The organism is Bradyrhizobium sp. JR3.5 (assembly GCF_054057015.1).
Genome location: NZ_JBSRYV010000002.1, coordinates 6,079,298 through 6,093,801 on the forward strand (window position 1 = coordinate 6,079,298; position 14,504 = coordinate 6,093,801).

The following is a 14,504-nucleotide window of genomic DNA, read 5'->3' on the forward strand; positions in this document are numbered from 1 at the left end:
ACATCACCTATTTGAAAGAGGCGACAGCGAGCTTGGGAGATGCGCTGGAGCGCGGAGTTTCCTCGGCAGGATGCGACAGCGTCGCGATGGAGGGGATCACCGACATGCCCGGCCGCAGGTCGACATTGGTTGCGTCGAGCACGATCTTCACCGGGATGCGCTGCACCACCTTGGTGAAGTTGCCGGTGGCGTTGTCCGGCGGCAGCAGCGCGAACTCCTGGCCGCTCGCCGGCGCAAGGCTGTCGACATGACCGCGTACGACCTGACCGGGGAACATGTCGACCTCGATCTCGACCGGCTGGCCCTTGCGGACATTGGTGAGCTGCGTCTCCTTGTAATTCGCGATCACGTAGGCGCCGGTGGCCGGCACCAGCGACATCAGTTGCGTGCCGGCCTGGACGAACTGGCCGGTACGCAGCGTGCGGTTGCCGACGACGCCGTCGATCGGCGCGGTGATGGTGGTGTAGCCGAGATTGAGCTCGGCCTGATTCTGGAGCGCGGTCGCCCGTCCCAACGCCGCAACCGCCTGGGCGATCTCGGCCTTGAGCAGTTCCACCTGACGCTCTGCGGAGGCGAGGTTTGCGGTGTCGCGGGCGATGGCGGCCTGCGCGCTGGCGTAGCGCGACTGCGCCTGCTGCGCGTTCTGCACACTGCCGTAGCCGGTGCCTGCGAGGTCGGTGTAGCGCTTGTTCTCTTGCTCGGCGAAGATCTGCGTCGCGGTGTCCACCGCAAGCGTCGCGCGCGCCGCCTCGATCACCGAGTGCTGCACGTCGAGCTGTGCGCGTTTGCTGGTGATCGCGGCTTCGGCGGCAGCGACGTCGGCCTTCGACTGATCAAGCGCGACCTTGAAATCGCGCTCGTCGATCCGCGCCAGGATCTGGCCGGCGCGCACATGCTCGTTGTCGCCTACCAGCACCGCGCTGAGATAGCCTGACACCTTCGGTGCGATCGTCGTGTTGTCGGCCTTCACATAAGCGTCGTCGGTCGAGACCTGAAAGCGGCCGACCGTCCAGTAATCCCAGCCATACCAGGCGCCGCCCGCCAGAAGGGCGAGTGCCGCGCCGGTCATGAGCAGGCGGCGAAGCTTGCCCTTTGCGGCGGGCTTGGCCGCCTCCGGATTTGCGATCAACTGCTTGGCGGTCTCGGCCGGAACCTGGCTCTCGGCCTTGAAGGACGTTTCATGCTGGCTCATGGCAGGCGCTCCTGATCGTTCTACCCTGCTGGGAAACCGTAGGAATTTTGCTTTCGGCGGCCCAAGGTAATTAGGAAACTTGATGTTTTCCAAAATAGAGCCCATATTGGGACTGTCAATAGAATGACAGTCATCATCTAAAAGCATGGCTCGCGGATGAACCGGAATGACAAAGACCAGACAGAGCAGACCGCGCCGGCGCCGGAACGGCGCGGCCGCGGGCGGCCACAGCTTCGTTCCGACGACGAGACGCGCGCGCTGATCTATGAGGCTGCGCGGCGCGAATTCTCGGAGCGCGGCTTCGCCGCGGCCAGCATCGCCGACGTCGCCTGCCGCGCCGGCGTCTCCACCAAGACGCTCTATCGTTTGATCCCGACCAAGCTGGCGCTGTTCGAAGGCATGGTGACCGACCGGGTGGACCGGTTCGTGTCCATCGTGAATCTCGGCGCCTGCGACGGCCGCAATGTTGCGGCGGCCCTGGAGGCCGCTCTGCTGGTCTGCGCTGAGCTCATTCTCGATGCCGAGGTCATCGCGCTGCAGCGGATCATCCTGGCCGAGAGCGACAAATTCCCTGACATCGCCGAGACGTTCTATGAAAAGGCCATGCAGCGCTCGATCGCCGCGCTGGCGAATTGGCTCGGCGTCCAGCAGCGGCGAGGGCGGATCGTGCTCGATGACACCGAAGCCGCAGCGGGCATGCTGCTCGGCATGCTGGTGTTCAAGCCGCAGCGCGACGTCATGTTCGGGCACAAGCCGGCACCATTGCACAGCGAGATGACAGCGCGCGCCAAGGCTTGTGCTGCGCTGTTCCTGTCCGGATGCGCCGTGCCGGCCGACCGGGCCAACAAGCAGAGCGGAGGCGTGTGATGCCGGAGCCGGCTGCGACCTATACTGTCGAGGCGCAGATCTCGCGCGACGACCGGTCCAAATGCGAAGACGTGCTGAAGCTTTGGATGGCGGCGCTCAATCGCCATGATGCTTCCGCCATGGACGCACTGATGCACTTCCCGCATGTGCGGATCGCCGGCGGCGTGGTCACGGTCTATCAGCAGCCCGGCAACAATCCGATGGACCTGTTCGAGCGGCTGCGCAAACAGGATGGCTGGCATCACAGCGTCTGGAACGAGACCAAGCTCGTGCAGTCCTCGCCGGCCAAGGCGCATTACGCCGTCCGCTATACGCGCTACCGCGAGGACGGATCGGTCATCGGGATCTATGATTCCCTCTGTGTGCTGAGCCTGCTCGGCGGCGCCTGGAAGATCCAGAGCCGCTCGAGCTTCGGGCCCTGATGTCGCCGCGCTACTTGGCCGCCACCGCTGATGCCGGAGGCTGGGCCAGCACCTGCCGGATCATTCGGGCGAGGTCGGATTTGCGGTAGGGCTTGGGCAGCAGCGTGACATCGGGGTCGAGACGGCCGTGGTGGAAGATCGCGTCCTCGGTGTAGCCCGATGTGAAGAGCACGCGCACCGAAGGCAGCCTGGCGATCACGGCATCGGCCACCTGCCGGCCATTCATGCCGCCGGACATGATGACATCGGTGAACAGCACGTCGCAGACGAATCCGTTGTCGACGGCGGCCAGCGCTTCCGGGCCGTTGGCGGTGACCATGGTGCGGTAGCCGAGCTGCTCGAGCTGGGCGGCCACGTAATTGCGGACCAGCGGATCGTCCTCGACGACCAGGATGGATTCGTGGCCGCCGCGCGTGTCGACCGGAGGAGGCGGCTCGACGTCGACCATGTCGCCTATGCTGCGCGGCAGATAGAGCTTGATCGACGTGCCGTGGCCTTCTTCGGAATAGATCTTGAGATGCCCGTCGGACTGCTTGATGAAACCGTACACCATGCTCAGCCCGAGGCCGGTGCCCTTGCCGGTGTCCTTGGTGGTGAAGAACGGCTCGAACACCTTTTCGCGGATCCCCTCCGGGATTCCGCCGCCGGTGTCGCTGACCGCGACCATCACATATTCACCTGCCCGCACATCCAGGTTGGTGGCGGCATAGGTCTCGTCGAGGATGACGTTGCTGGTCTCCAGCATCAGCTTGCCGCCATCCGGCATCGCATCGCGGGCATTGAGGGCGAGATTGAGCAGCGCGGTCGACATGTGGTTGGGGTCGATGAACGCCGGCCAGGCGTCGGGTTCGAGCGCGGTTTCGATTTCGATCTGCTCGCCGAGCGACGGGCGCAGCAGCCGCGCGGTGTCCTGCACCAGCGTGTTGAGGTTGGCTTCTCGCGGTTGCAGCGGCTGCTGCCGCGAGAAGGCCAGCAGGTGCTTGGTCACCTCGGCACCGCGAAACGCGGCGTCGCTGATCATCTTGGTGACGGATGACAGCGCGGCATCGTGTTCGACGGCCTCGGCAAGGATGTCGATCAGGCCGGTGATGACGGTCAGGATATTGTTGAAGTCGTGCGCGATGCCGCCGGTGAGGTGTCCGACGGCTTCCATCTTCTGCACCTGGCGCAGCTTCTGCTCGGCTTCGAGCTGTTCGCGGGCGGCCTCGACCTCGCGGGCGCGCGTGAAGATTTCCGCTTCCATCTGCTCGGTGCGCTCGCGCAGCCGGTCCGCCAGCTGGTCTTGCTCGGCCCCGCGCTGCTTCAGCTGAACGAAGCCGGTGACGTCTTCGACCCGATGCATGATGTAGGTGAACTGACCATTCGGTCCGAACACCGGCGTGTTGCGCGGGCTCCAGTAACGTTCCTCGAATCCGCCGCCTTCTGACTCGGGCTTACGGATATCGTATTTCTGCACCGACATGGTGTCGGGGCGGCGGAACTGGACCACGCGTTCCAGCGAGGCGCGCAGGTTGCGCACGCCGTCGGCGGCCGGATCGTCCGGATTATCGGGAAATACGTCGAACAGCCCGCGCCCAAGGATCGCGGCGCGCTCGGTCTTGGTGGCGCGCAGATAGGCGTCGCTTACTGCCACGATGCGGAAGTCAGGCTGCGTCAGCACCAGATAGAGGCCGGGCGCCGCCTCGAATAACGCCTTGAAGTCAGGCATGGGCGGGGACTGGTTCTGCAGTTCATCCTCCCTCGCAGGGATACGGTCCGCGCGTGACCGCGATTAAGATGTGGCACGCGTTCGCGGGAACTTCAATGCTTAACATACGGCGTTAACTCGATTTTTTCGATCGAACGGGTATCGCAACGTCGCGGCGCTAGCGCGAATTCGGCAGATAGCGCCAGCCCTCCTTGCCCAGGAAGTCCAGCATGGCCTGTGCGGGCGGCAGCAGGATCTTGTCGGTGCGCCTGATTGCGTGCCACTGCCGGACGATCGGCAGGCCCTTCACCTTGAGCACCACCAGCCGGCCATCCTCCAGTTCATGGAACACGGTGTGCTGAGAAATGAAGGCGATGCCGAGTCCGGCCATGACCGCCTGCTTGATGGTCTCGTTGCTGTCCATCGCCATGCCGAGCTTCGGCTCCAGTCCGACCCGCTCGAAATATTGCTGCATCAACATCCGCGTGCCCGATCCCTGCTCGCGGGTGATGAAGGTTTCATTGGCGAGCTCCGATGTCGCGACGTGCCGCCGCCGCGCCAACCGGTGATCGGGTGCGGCGATGATGAAGTGCGGATGCCGGCCGAGCGGCTTCATCTCGACTTCGACATCGGCCGGCGGCCGGCCCATCACCGCGATGTCGAGATCGTAGCCGCGCAGCGCGTCGCGGATTTCCTCGCGGTTGCCGATCCTGAGCGTGACCTCGATCTTGGGAAAGCGGCGCGAGAACGCCGCGATCGCGAACGGCACGAAGTATTTCGCGGTCGAGACCGCGCCCATCGCGACGCGGCCGCCGCTGCGGCCTGCGATCATGTCGAGCGACTGCTCGCAGTCCTTGAGCGCCGCCTCGATCCGCTCGATGAGCGCCAGCACATGCGCGCCGGCATCGGTCAGCGCCATGCCGTCGCCGGTGCGCTGGATCAGCGGCAATCCCGCGAGCGCCTGCAGGTTGCGGAGCTGCAGCGTCACCGCGGGCTGCGTCAGGTTCAGCTGGTTGGCCGCCGACGTGATCGAGCGGGCCGCGTGCACGGCCGACAGCGCGCGCAGCTGGCGGATCGTGAGATCCCGCGAGAAGTTGCCGGCCATGACAGCTCCATAAGAAATACTTTGTCCAGACCCAAGATAATGAAATTTCCCTAATTGGGCAATTCGCGCGTTGATAGGCCGAAGGCGACTCCCCTGCGGTCGCCTCTCGACACCTCGGGACAGAGGGCGCGATCAAAGGGAGAGGCCGGTGGAGATTCGTCCTGCATTGCATGCCCATCTGGAGTGGCCGACGCAGCACAACCCGCTGCGCGCCGCGACCGTTGCGGTGATCGAAGCCCTTGCCGGCGCCGCGATCGAGCTCTCGCGCATCATCGCCGCCGGGCCGCTCGCCGGGATCGGCGGTGAGAGCGGCGGGATCAATCCCGACGGCGATCGCCAGAAGACCATCGACATCGTCGCCGACCGCCTGATGCGGGATGCCCTGCGCACCGCGCCGGTCGCCGCGGTTCTCTCGGAGGAGGTCGAGCTGCCGGAGACGCTCGATCCCGATGCGCCGCTCTGTGTCGCGATCGATCCGCTCGATGGATCCGCCAATCTCGAAAACAACATCTCGATCGGCACGATCTTCTCGATCCGGCCGAAGGGGAACGACATCATCTCGACCTTCTTCGAGCCCGGTACGGCGCAATGTGCCGCGGGCTGCTTCATCTACGGTCCGCAGACCGTGCTGGTGCTGGCGCTCGACCAGTGCGTCGACTGCTTCACGCTGGATCCGCGAACCGGCGAGTTCGTCCTGACTGCGCGTGACCTCCGGGTGCCGCAGAACGCGACGGAATTCGCCATCAACGCCTCGAACCGGCGGCACTGGAGCGGCCCGGTGCGCAACTACATCGACGAGTGCCTTGCCGGCGTGAACGGAGAGCGCGGGCAGGATTTCAACATGCGCTGGATCGGTTCGCTGGTGGCCGAGGCCTACCGCATCCTGATGCGTGGCGGCGTGTTTCTGTATCCGGCGGATGCGCGCCAGGGCTACCGTGAAGGCCGGTTGCGTCTGCTGTACGAGGCGCATCCCATCGCACTGATCATGGAATGGGCGGGCGGTGCTGCCTCGAGTGGCCGGTCGCGCATTCTCGAACTCTCGGCACGTACGCCGCATCAGCGCGTGCCGCTGATCATGGGATCGGCGCGCGCCGTGCGCGATGTCGATGCGATCCACCTGACCGTCGAGCCGTTGTTCGAGAGCAGCGATGCCCCGCTGTTCGCGCGGCGCGGCCTGTTCCGCTGAGGGGGGAGCGCATGTCTCGTCGACATCCCATCATCTCGATCACCGGCTCGTCCGGTGCCGGCACCACCTCGGTGAAGAAGACGTTCGAGAACATCTTCCGCCGCGAGAATGTGGTCGCGGCCTATATCGAGGGCGACGCGTTCCACCGCTACGACCGCGCCGAGATGCGCAGCCAGATGCTGGAGAAGGCCGAGCGCGGCGACAAGCATTTCAGCCATTTCAGCCCCGAGACCAATTTGTTCGAGGAACTGGAGAAGCTGTTCAGCGACTATGCCGAGACCGGCACCGGAACGACGCGGCACTATGTGCACGACGAAGAGGAATCGCGGCTCTACGGCGCCAAGCCCGGCACGTTCACCGCGTGGGAGGCGCTGCCGGAGAATTCCGACCTCTTGTTCTACGAGGGCCTGCACGGCGCCGTGGTCACCGACAAGGTGAACGTCGCGCAGCACGCCGATCTCAAGATCGGGGTCGTGCCGGTGATCAATCTCGAATGGATCCAGAAGCTGCATCGTGACCGCAGCCATCGCGGCTACTCCACCGAGGCGGTGACCGACACCATCCTGCGCCGCATGCCCGACTACGTGAACTACATCTGCCCGCAATTCAGCGAGACCGACATCAACTTCCAGCGCGTGCCGACGGTCGATACGTCGAACCCGTTCATCGCGCGCTGGATCCCGACGCCGGACGAATCGATGGTGGTGATCCGGTTGAAGAGCCCGCGCGGCATCGATTTTCCCTATCTGCTCTCGATGATCCCGAACAGCTTCATGTCGCGCGCCAATTCGATCGTGATTCACGGCGCCAAGCTCGATCTCGCGATGCAGCTCATCCTGACCCCGTTGATCCTGCAATTGATCGAACGAAAGAGGCGAACGATATGACCGCACTTGCGTCCGTTGCCAGCCGGCCCGAAATCAGCCACGACGAGATGGCCAACGCCATCCGCTTCCTTGCCATCGACGCGGTGGAGCAGGCGAAATCCGGCCATCCCGGCATGCCGATGGGCATGGCCGATGTCGCGACCGTGCTGTTCACCGACTTCCTGAAGTTCGACCCGGCCGATCCGGCCTGGCCCGACCGCGACCGTTTCGTGCTGTCGGCCGGTCACGGCTCGATGCTGCTCTATGCGCTGCTCTATCTGACCGGCTACGAGCGCATGACGCTCGATCAGCTCAAGGCGTTCCGGCAATGGGGATCGCAAACTCCGGGACATCCCGAATACGGGCATACGCCCGGTGTCGAGACCACGACCGGGCCGCTCGGGCAGGGGATCGCGACCGCGGTCGGCATGGCGCTCGCCGAGCGCTTGGTGAACGCCCGCTTCGGCGACGATCTCGTCGATCACTACACCTATGTGATCGCCGGCGATGGTTGCCTGATGGAAGGCCTCAGCCATGAGGCGATCTCGCTCGCCGGCCATCTGCGGCTGAACCGGCTGATCGTGCTGTTCGACGACAACCACATCTCGATCGACGGCGCCACCTCGCTGTCCTGCTCGGACGACCAGACGGCGCGGTTCAAAGCCAGCGGCTGGAACGTTTGCCGTATCGACGGCCACGATCCGCAGGCGATCTCTGCGGCGATCAGGCAGGCGCGAGCGAGCGATCGTCCGTCGCTCATCGCCTGCCGCACGGTGATCGGGTTCGGTGCCCCGAACCGGCAGGGCAGCGAGAAGGTGCACGGCGCGCCGCTCGGCGCCGATGAGGTGGCGAAGACTCGCAGCGCGTTGCGCTGGCCGTATCCGGCCTTCGAAATCCCAGATGCCGTGCTGGCCGAGTGGCGCGAACTCGGTGGTCGCGGCCGTGACGCGCGGCGGGCCTGGATCGAGCGCTCGCGCAGCGCCTGCAAGGCGGGTAACGGCGAGCGGTCTCCGTTCCACGATGCCCTGAACCGGAAACTGCCCTGCGCCTATGCCGAGGCGATGGCGAAGCTGGTGGAGCGGTTCGCGACCGAGCGGGGCCGAAACTCGCGACGCGGCAGGCCTCGCAGCAGGTGATCGACGTGATCGCGGAAGCGCTGCCCAATCTCTTGGGCGGATCGGCCGACCTCACGCACTCCAATCTGACGCTGGCGAAGTCGCAGGTCTCGGTGCGGCCGGAAACGCTCGACGGCAGCTATATCCATTACGGCATCCGCGAGCACGGCATGGCGGCGGCGATGAACGGCATCGCCCTGCATGGCGGGTTCATTCCCTATGGCGGCACCTTCCTCAGCTTTGCCGATTACAGCCGGCCGGCGATCCGCCTCGCAGCGCTGATGGGCATCCGCGTCATCCACGTGATGACCCATGACTCGATCGGGCTCGGCGAGGACGGGCCGACGCATCAGCCGGTCGAGCATCTGGCGGCGCTGCGGGCGATCCCGAACCTGCTGGTGTTCCGTCCGGCCGATGCGGTCGAGACTGCGGAAGCCTGGGACTGCGCGCTGAAGGCAGAGACCTCGCCGTCGATCCTCTGCCTGTCGCGGCAGGCACTGCCGACCGTGCGCGACGGCAGCAAGGACAACCGGGTTGCGCTCGGCGCCTACGTTCTCGTCGAGCCGGCCTTCGGGCGTGACGTCACCCTGATTGCAACGGGTTCGGAGGTGGCGATCGCGCTCGAAGCCGCAAAGCTGCTGGCGGAAGCAGGGGTGCAGGCCGCGGTCGTCTCGGCCCCGTGCTTCGACCTGTTCCGCCAGCAGCCGCGCGACTATCGCGCCCAGGTGCTGGGCAGCGTCCCGCGCGTCGGCGTGGAAGCCGCGGTCGAGGGCGACTGGGCGCGCTGGCTCGGCGACGACGGCGTATTCGTCGGCATGACCGGCTTCGGCGCTTCGGCGCCGGCCGACGTGCTGTACCGCGAATTCGGCATTACCCCTGTGGCAGTTGCCGCTGCAGCAAAACAGCTCATGCAACGAGCGAATTGAAAGGAGGACGCCATCATGGCGCGGATAACCTTGAGGCAATTGCTGGACCACGCCGCCGAACGCGGCTACGGCGTGCCGGCCTTCAACATCAACAACATGGAGCAGGGCCTCGCCATCATGGAGGCGGCGGCGGCCTGCGATGCGCCTGTGATCATCCAGGCTTCGCGCGGCGCGCGGTCCTACGCCAACGACATCATGCTGGCCAAGATGATCGATGCGCTGGAGGAAATGTATCCGCAGATCCCGCTCTGCTTGCATCTCGATCACGGCAACGAAGAGGCGACGTGCGCGACTGCGATCCGCTACGGCTTCACCTCCGTCATGATGGACGGTTCGCTCAAGGCCGACGCCAAGACCGCGGCCGACTATGACTACAATGTCGATATCACCCGCCGGGTGGTCGATATGGCGCACTGGGTCGGCGCGTCGGTCGAAGGCGAGCTCGGCGTGCTCGGCTCGCTCGAGCACGGCGGCGGCGAGCAGGAGGATGGTCACGGCGTCGAGGGCCAGATCAGCCATGATCAGCTGCTTACCGACCCGGACCAGGCGGTCGATTTCGTCCGCGCCACCAAAGTCGATGCGCTCGCGATCGCGATGGGCACCTCGCACGGCGCCTACAAGTTCACGCGGCGACCCGACGGCGAGATCCTGGCGATGCGCGTGGTCGAGGAGATCCATACACGCCTGCCCAATACGCATCTGGTGATGCATGGCTCGTCCTCGGTGCCACAGCCGCTGCAGGACATGTTCAACCAGTTCGGCGGCGAGATGCCGCAGACCTGGGGCGTGCCGGTCGAGGAGATCGTCCGCGGCATCAAGCACGGCGTGCGCAAGGTCAACATCGACACCGATTGCCGGCTGGCGATGGCTGCGGCCTTCCGCAAGGTCGCCGTGCAGTCGAAGAGCGAGTTCGATCCGCGCAAGTTCCTGAAGCCCGCGATGGACGCGCTGCGCGAACTCTGCCGTGACCGCTTCGAGCAGTTCGGCACGGCCGGCAACGCCGCTCGGATCAAGGTGGTTGCACTGCCGGAGATGGCCCGTCGCTATCGCGCCGGCGCGCTCGATCCGCAGATTGGAAAGATCACCCAGGCCGCCTGAGCAGACGGCGACGAACGACGACAGGAGATTGAGATGAACATACAGCCATCGATTACCGTGCGCGGCAAGGATCGCTACAAGTCCGGCGTGATGGAATACAAGCGGATGGGCTATTGGGAGCCGAACTACGAGCCCAAGGACACCGATGTCATCGCCCTGTTCCGCGTCACGCCGCAGGACGGCGTCGATCCGACCGAAGCCTGCGCGGCGGTGGCGGGCGAATCCTCGACCGCGACCTGGACCGTGGTGTGGACCGATCGGCTGACCGCCGCGGAGAAATACCGGGCGAAGTGCTATCGCGTCGATCCGGTGCCGAACTCGCCGGGCAGCTACTTCGCCTATATCGCCTATGATCTCGACCTGTTCGAGCCGGGTTCGATCTCGAACCTGACCGCCTCGATCATCGGTAACGTGTTCGGCTTCAAGCCGCTGAAGGCGTTGCGGCTCGAGGACATGCGGCTTCCGACCGCCTATGTGAAGACGTTCCAGGGCCCGGCGACCGGCATCGTCGTGGAGCGTGAGCGGCTCGACAAGTTCGGCCGTCCCTTGCTCGGCGCCACCGTGAAGCCGAAGCTCGGCCTGTCCGGCCGCAACTATGGTCGCGTCGTCTACGAGGCGTTGAAAGGCGGGCTCGACTTCACCAAGGACGACGAGAACATCAACTCGCAGCCTTTCATGCACTGGCGCGAGCGCTTCCTGTACTGCATGGAGGCGGTCAACCGCGCGCAGGCCGCGACCGGCGAGATCAAGGGCACCTACCTCAACGTCACCGCGGCGACCATGGAGGACATGTATGAGCGCGCCGAGTTCGCGCATGAGCTCGGCTCCAACATCGTCATGATCGACCTCGTGATCGGCTACACCGCGATCCAGTCGATGGCGAAGTGGGCGCGCAGGAACAATATGATCCTGCATCTGCATCGTGCCGGTCACTCGACCTACACCAGGCAGCGCAGCCATTGGCGTCTCGTTCCGCGTGATCGCGAAATGGATGCGGCTCGCCGGCGTCGATCACATCCATGCCGGCACCGTGGTCGGCAAGCTCGAGGGCGACCCGAACACCACGCGCGGCTACTACGACATCTGCCGCGAGGACTTCAACCCGATGCAGCTCGAGCACGGCGTGTTCTTCGACCAGAACTGGGCGAGCCTCAACAAGCTGATGCCGGTGGCCTCCGGCGGCATTCATGCCGGTCAGATGCACCAGCTGCTCGACCTGCTCGGTGAGGACGTCGTGCTGCAGTTCGGCGGCGGCACGATCGGCCACCCCCGCGGCATCCAGGCCGGCGCCACCGCCAACCGCGTCGCGCTGGAAGCCATGATCCTCGCCCGCAACGAGGGCCGCGACTACGTCCATGAGGGACCGGAGATCCTGGCCAAGGCGGCGCTGACCTGCACGCCGCTGCGCGAGGCGCTCGACGTCTGGAAGGACGTCACCTTCAATTACGAGTCGACGGACGCCCCCGATTTCGTTCCCACGCCGAGCATGGCGGTCTGACAGGAGTTTCTCATGCGCGTGACCCAAGGCTGCTTCTCTTTCCTGCCCGATCTCACCGATGAGCAGATCGCCGCGCAGGTGCAATACTGCCTCGACAAGGGCTGGGCGGTGAACATCGAGTTCACCGACGACCCGCACCCCCGCAACACCTATTGGGACATGTGGGGCCTGCCGATGTTCGACCTGCGCGATGCGGCGGGCATTATGAAGGAGCTCGCCGACTGCCGGCGGGTCTATGGCGACCGCTACATCCGGATCTCCGGTTTCGATTCCAGCCACGGCTGGGAGTCGGTTCGCATCTCCTTCATCGTCAACCGGCCGCGCGAGGAGCCGGGCTTCCGGCTCGACCGCCAGGAGGCTGCCGGACGCAACCTGCATTACGCGACGCATTCCTATGCCGCGAGCCGCCCCGAGGGCGAACGCTACACCGATCGTTGACCGCGTCCGGCTAGCAAGCCAGGCGGATTGCTCCCTCGACCGTCCTGGTCCGGATGCACTTCTCCGTCGTCGCCGCCGCGGCGACGGAGCTTTTCTCGACGCGAGAGGATAATGACGCAACCGCAAGAACAGATCCGCGAAACGCCGCCCGAGACCATCGACCTCGGGCATGAATTCGCCGACCTCGGCATTGGCGAAGTGCTGGACCAGCTCGATTCCGAATTGATCGGTCTCAAGCCCGTGAAGACCCGTATCCGAGAGATCGCATCGCTGCTGCTGGTCGAACGCATCAGGCGGAAGATGGCGCTGGCGACGACGTTCCCGACGCTGCACATGTCGTTCACCGGCAATCCCGGCACCGGCAAGACCACGGTCGCGCTGCGGATGGCCGGCATCCTGCACAAGCTCGGCTTCGTCCGCAGCGGCCACGTCATCAGCGTCACGCGCGATGACCTTGTCGGGCAATATATCGGCCACACCGCGCCGAAAACGAAAGAAATATTGAAGAAGGCGATGGGCGGCGTGCTGTTCATCGACGAGGCCTATTACCTGTACCGTCCCGAGAACGAACGCGACTACGGCCAGGAGGCGATCGAGATCCTGCTCCAGATCATGGAACAGCAGCGCGAGGATCTGGTGGTGATCCTGGCCGGCTATGGCGACCGCATGGAGAAGTTCTTCCAGAGCAATCCGGGGTTCCGCTCGCGCATCGCGCATCATATCGACTTCCCGGACTATTCGGATGGCGAGCTGCTCTGGATCGCCGAACTGATGTTGCAACAGCAGTATTATCGTTTCTCCCCGGAAGCACGCGAGGCCTTCACCCGGTACATCGGCATCCGCAAGCAACAGCCGCTGTTCTCCAATGCGCGCTCGATCCGCAACGCGCTCGACCGCATCCGGCTCCGCCAGGCGAACCGGATCGTGGCGAAGCTCGACCGCACGCTCACGACCGACGACGTGATGTCGATCGAGGCCGGCGACGTGCTTGCCAGCCGCGTGTTCGCGAAAGGGGCGGGCGAGGCGCGATGAACCGGGCGCTCGCCGGCATCAGGAGCGCCGGGATGCGCCACATCATTGCGGGCGCCCGCGCCTTGATCTTCGATGTCGACGGCACGCTCGCCGAAACCGAGGAAGTGCATCGCCGCGCCTTCAATGAGGCGTTCGCCGAGGCCGGCCTCGATTGGTTCTGGGACCAGGTCACCTACGCGCGGCTGCTTCGGGTCGCCGGAGGCAAGGAGCGCATCCGCGCCTTCGACCAGCGCAACGCGGTTCCGTCGCTGACATTCGCAGACATCGCCGACCTGCACGGGATCAAGACCAAGCGCTACGCCGCGCTGATCGCGGCGGGTGACTGCCCGTTGCAGCCGGGCGTGAGGGCATGGCTCGCCGGCGCGCGCAGCCGCGGCCAGCGCCTGGCGATCGCCACGACGACCTCGCATGGCAATATCGATGCGCTGCTGTCGGTTGCGCTGGGGCCGGCCTGGGCCGATCTGTTCGAGGCGATCGTGGCCGGCGACGACGTGCCGCGGAAGAAGCCGGCACCCGATGTCTATGTCGAGGTGCTGGCGCGGCTCGCGCTTGGCCCGGCCGATTGCATTGCCGTCGAGGATTCCGGCAACGGCCTCATCGCGGCGTCGCGGGCGGGCATCCCCGTGGTCATCACCCGCAGCACCTATTTCAGCGACGACGATTTTGCCGGAGCGTTGCTTGTTGTTGACGATCTGTCTGACATCGATGCCTGAAGGCCGCTGCCGCCGGCCGACAGTTCTGACTAATTTATTCTGTAGCTTAAATAAATGATGCTTGCCTCCGTTACATAGTAGGGGCACAATCTCCAGAAGCAGCGCCGCACCTAGCGGATAGTGAGGCTCGCTCAATTATTTCGGGAGATAACGCCTCGTGACCCTCCATGTCGCCGGTCAATTTATTTGGACATCTAAATAAATGGCCAGTCGGTGCGCGCATTCATATAGTAGGGGTGGCATCCACCAAAGGTTGCTCAAGACGGTGACGTACCACCAGCAGAAATTCTGGCGGGTGGTCGCGCTTGCCAACAGTTCCGGGAGACCGGCGCCTCATGATCCTCCACGTCATTCCCACA

At 64.9% G+C, this 14,504-nt stretch carries 11 protein-coding genes and 2 pseudogenes; 10 read left to right on the forward strand and 3 right to left on the reverse strand.

Features of this window, described 5'->3' with window-relative positions; genetic code table 11:
- Nucleotides 1-7: 7 nt before the first annotated feature.
- On the reverse strand, nt 8-1,192 hold the full coding sequence (locus ACVWW1_RS45805) for an HlyD family secretion protein (RefSeq protein WP_456660421.1): 1,185 nt from the start codon (nt 1,190-1,192) through the stop codon (nt 8-10).
- Nucleotides 1,193-1,348: 156 nt separating this feature from the next.
- On the opposite strand from ACVWW1_RS45805, the gene ACVWW1_RS45810 reads away from it, so the two are divergent.
- Both ACVWW1_RS45810 and ACVWW1_RS45815 read left to right on the forward strand, forming a co-directional pair.
- Complete coding sequence (locus ACVWW1_RS45810) at nt 1,349-2,059, forward strand: TetR/AcrR family transcriptional regulator (protein ID WP_456660422.1); 711 nt, start codon at nt 1,349-1,351, stop codon at nt 2,057-2,059.
- Nucleotides 2,059-2,481, forward strand: a complete 423-nt coding sequence (locus tag ACVWW1_RS45815; protein WP_456660423.1) for a hypothetical protein — start codon at nt 2,059-2,061, stop codon at nt 2,479-2,481. Before ACVWW1_RS45810 ends, ACVWW1_RS45815 begins: the two co-directional genes overlap by 1 nt.
- Before the next feature lie 10 nt (nt 2,482-2,491).
- Here the strand turns inward: ACVWW1_RS45815 and ACVWW1_RS45820 are convergent, their stop codons facing one another.
- Together ACVWW1_RS45820 and ACVWW1_RS45825 are read right to left on the reverse strand one after the other, a co-directional pair.
- Complete coding sequence (locus tag ACVWW1_RS45820; RefSeq protein WP_456660424.1) at nt 2,492-4,189, reverse strand: ATP-binding protein; 1,698 nt, start codon at nt 4,187-4,189, stop codon at nt 2,492-2,494.
- Between the two features lie 157 nt (nt 4,190-4,346).
- Nucleotides 4,347-5,273: a LysR family transcriptional regulator gene (locus tag ACVWW1_RS45825; protein WP_207836700.1), complete on the reverse strand. Its 927-nt coding sequence runs from the start codon at nt 5,271-5,273 to the stop codon at nt 4,347-4,349.
- A gap of 154 nt (nt 5,274-5,427) precedes the next feature.
- Here ACVWW1_RS45825 and ACVWW1_RS45830 point away from each other — a divergent pair, with 154 nt between their 5' ends.
- The 8 genes and pseudogenes from ACVWW1_RS45830 to ACVWW1_RS45865 all read left to right on the forward strand — a co-directional run bounded on the left by ACVWW1_RS45830 (nt 5,428) and on the right by ACVWW1_RS45865 (nt 14,145).
- Complete coding sequence (locus ACVWW1_RS45830; protein ID WP_456660824.1) at nt 5,428-6,459, forward strand: class 1 fructose-bisphosphatase; 1,032 nt, start codon at nt 5,428-5,430, stop codon at nt 6,457-6,459.
- Nucleotides 6,460-6,470: 11 nt separating this feature from the next.
- Nucleotides 6,471-7,346 carry a phosphoribulokinase gene (locus ACVWW1_RS45835; RefSeq protein WP_456660425.1) on the forward strand — a complete coding sequence of 292 codons (876 nt, stop codon included), beginning with the start codon at nt 6,471-6,473 and terminating at the stop codon, nt 7,344-7,346.
- A pseudogene (gene tkt / locus ACVWW1_RS45840) lies at nt 7,343-9,366 on the forward strand (transketolase). Before ACVWW1_RS45835 ends, tkt begins: the two are co-directional and overlap by 4 nt.
- A gap of 15 nt (nt 9,367-9,381) precedes the next feature.
- Nucleotides 9,382-10,464, forward strand: a complete 1,083-nt coding sequence (gene fba / locus ACVWW1_RS45845; protein WP_456660426.1) for a class II fructose-bisphosphate aldolase — start codon at nt 9,382-9,384, stop codon at nt 10,462-10,464.
- A gap of 33 nt (nt 10,465-10,497) precedes the next feature.
- Nucleotides 10,498-11,962 (forward strand): annotated as a pseudogene (locus tag ACVWW1_RS45850) (form I ribulose bisphosphate carboxylase large subunit).
- Between the two features lie 12 nt (nt 11,963-11,974).
- Nucleotides 11,975-12,400 carry a ribulose bisphosphate carboxylase small subunit gene (locus ACVWW1_RS45855; RefSeq protein WP_456660427.1) on the forward strand — a complete coding sequence of 142 codons (426 nt, stop codon included), beginning with the start codon at nt 11,975-11,977 and terminating at the stop codon, nt 12,398-12,400.
- A gap of 111 nt (nt 12,401-12,511) precedes the next feature.
- Nucleotides 12,512-13,432 carry a CbbX protein gene (gene cbbX / locus ACVWW1_RS45860; protein WP_456660428.1) on the forward strand — a complete coding sequence of 307 codons (921 nt, stop codon included), beginning with the start codon at nt 12,512-12,514 and terminating at the stop codon, nt 13,430-13,432.
- Nucleotides 13,429-14,145, forward strand: coding sequence for an HAD-IA family hydrolase (locus ACVWW1_RS45865; RefSeq protein ID WP_456660429.1), 717 nt, complete (start codon nt 13,429-13,431; stop codon nt 14,143-14,145). Before cbbX ends, ACVWW1_RS45865 begins: the two co-directional genes overlap by 4 nt.
- Nucleotides 14,146-14,504 lie beyond the last annotated feature (359 nt).

Bases quoted from the DNA above. Each gene is read 5' to 3' on its own strand.
- ACVWW1_RS45805 (WP_456660421.1), bottom strand. From the start codon at position 1,192: ATGAGCCAGCATGAAACGTCCTTCAAGGCCGAGAGCCAGGTTCCGGCC.
- ACVWW1_RS45810 (WP_456660422.1), top strand. From the start codon at position 1,349: ATGAACCGGAATGACAAAGACCAGACAGAGCAGACCGCGCCGGCGCCG.
- ACVWW1_RS45815 (WP_456660423.1), top strand. From the start codon at position 2,059: ATGCCGGAGCCGGCTGCGACCTATACTGTCGAGGCGCAGATCTCGCGC.
- ACVWW1_RS45820 (WP_456660424.1), bottom strand. From the start codon at position 4,189: ATGCCTGACTTCAAGGCGTTATTCGAGGCGGCGCCCGGCCTCTATCTG.
- ACVWW1_RS45825 (WP_207836700.1), bottom strand. From the start codon at position 5,273: ATGGCCGGCAACTTCTCGCGGGATCTCACGATCCGCCAGCTGCGCGCG.
- ACVWW1_RS45835 (WP_456660425.1), top strand. From the start codon at position 6,471: ATGTCTCGTCGACATCCCATCATCTCGATCACCGGCTCGTCCGGTGCC.
- fba (WP_456660426.1), top strand. From the start codon at position 9,382: ATGGCGCGGATAACCTTGAGGCAATTGCTGGACCACGCCGCCGAACGC.
- ACVWW1_RS45855 (WP_456660427.1), top strand. From the start codon at position 11,975: ATGCGCGTGACCCAAGGCTGCTTCTCTTTCCTGCCCGATCTCACCGAT.
- cbbX (WP_456660428.1), top strand. From the start codon at position 12,512: ATGACGCAACCGCAAGAACAGATCCGCGAAACGCCGCCCGAGACCATC.
- ACVWW1_RS45865 (WP_456660429.1), top strand. From the start codon at position 13,429: ATGAACCGGGCGCTCGCCGGCATCAGGAGCGCCGGGATGCGCCACATC.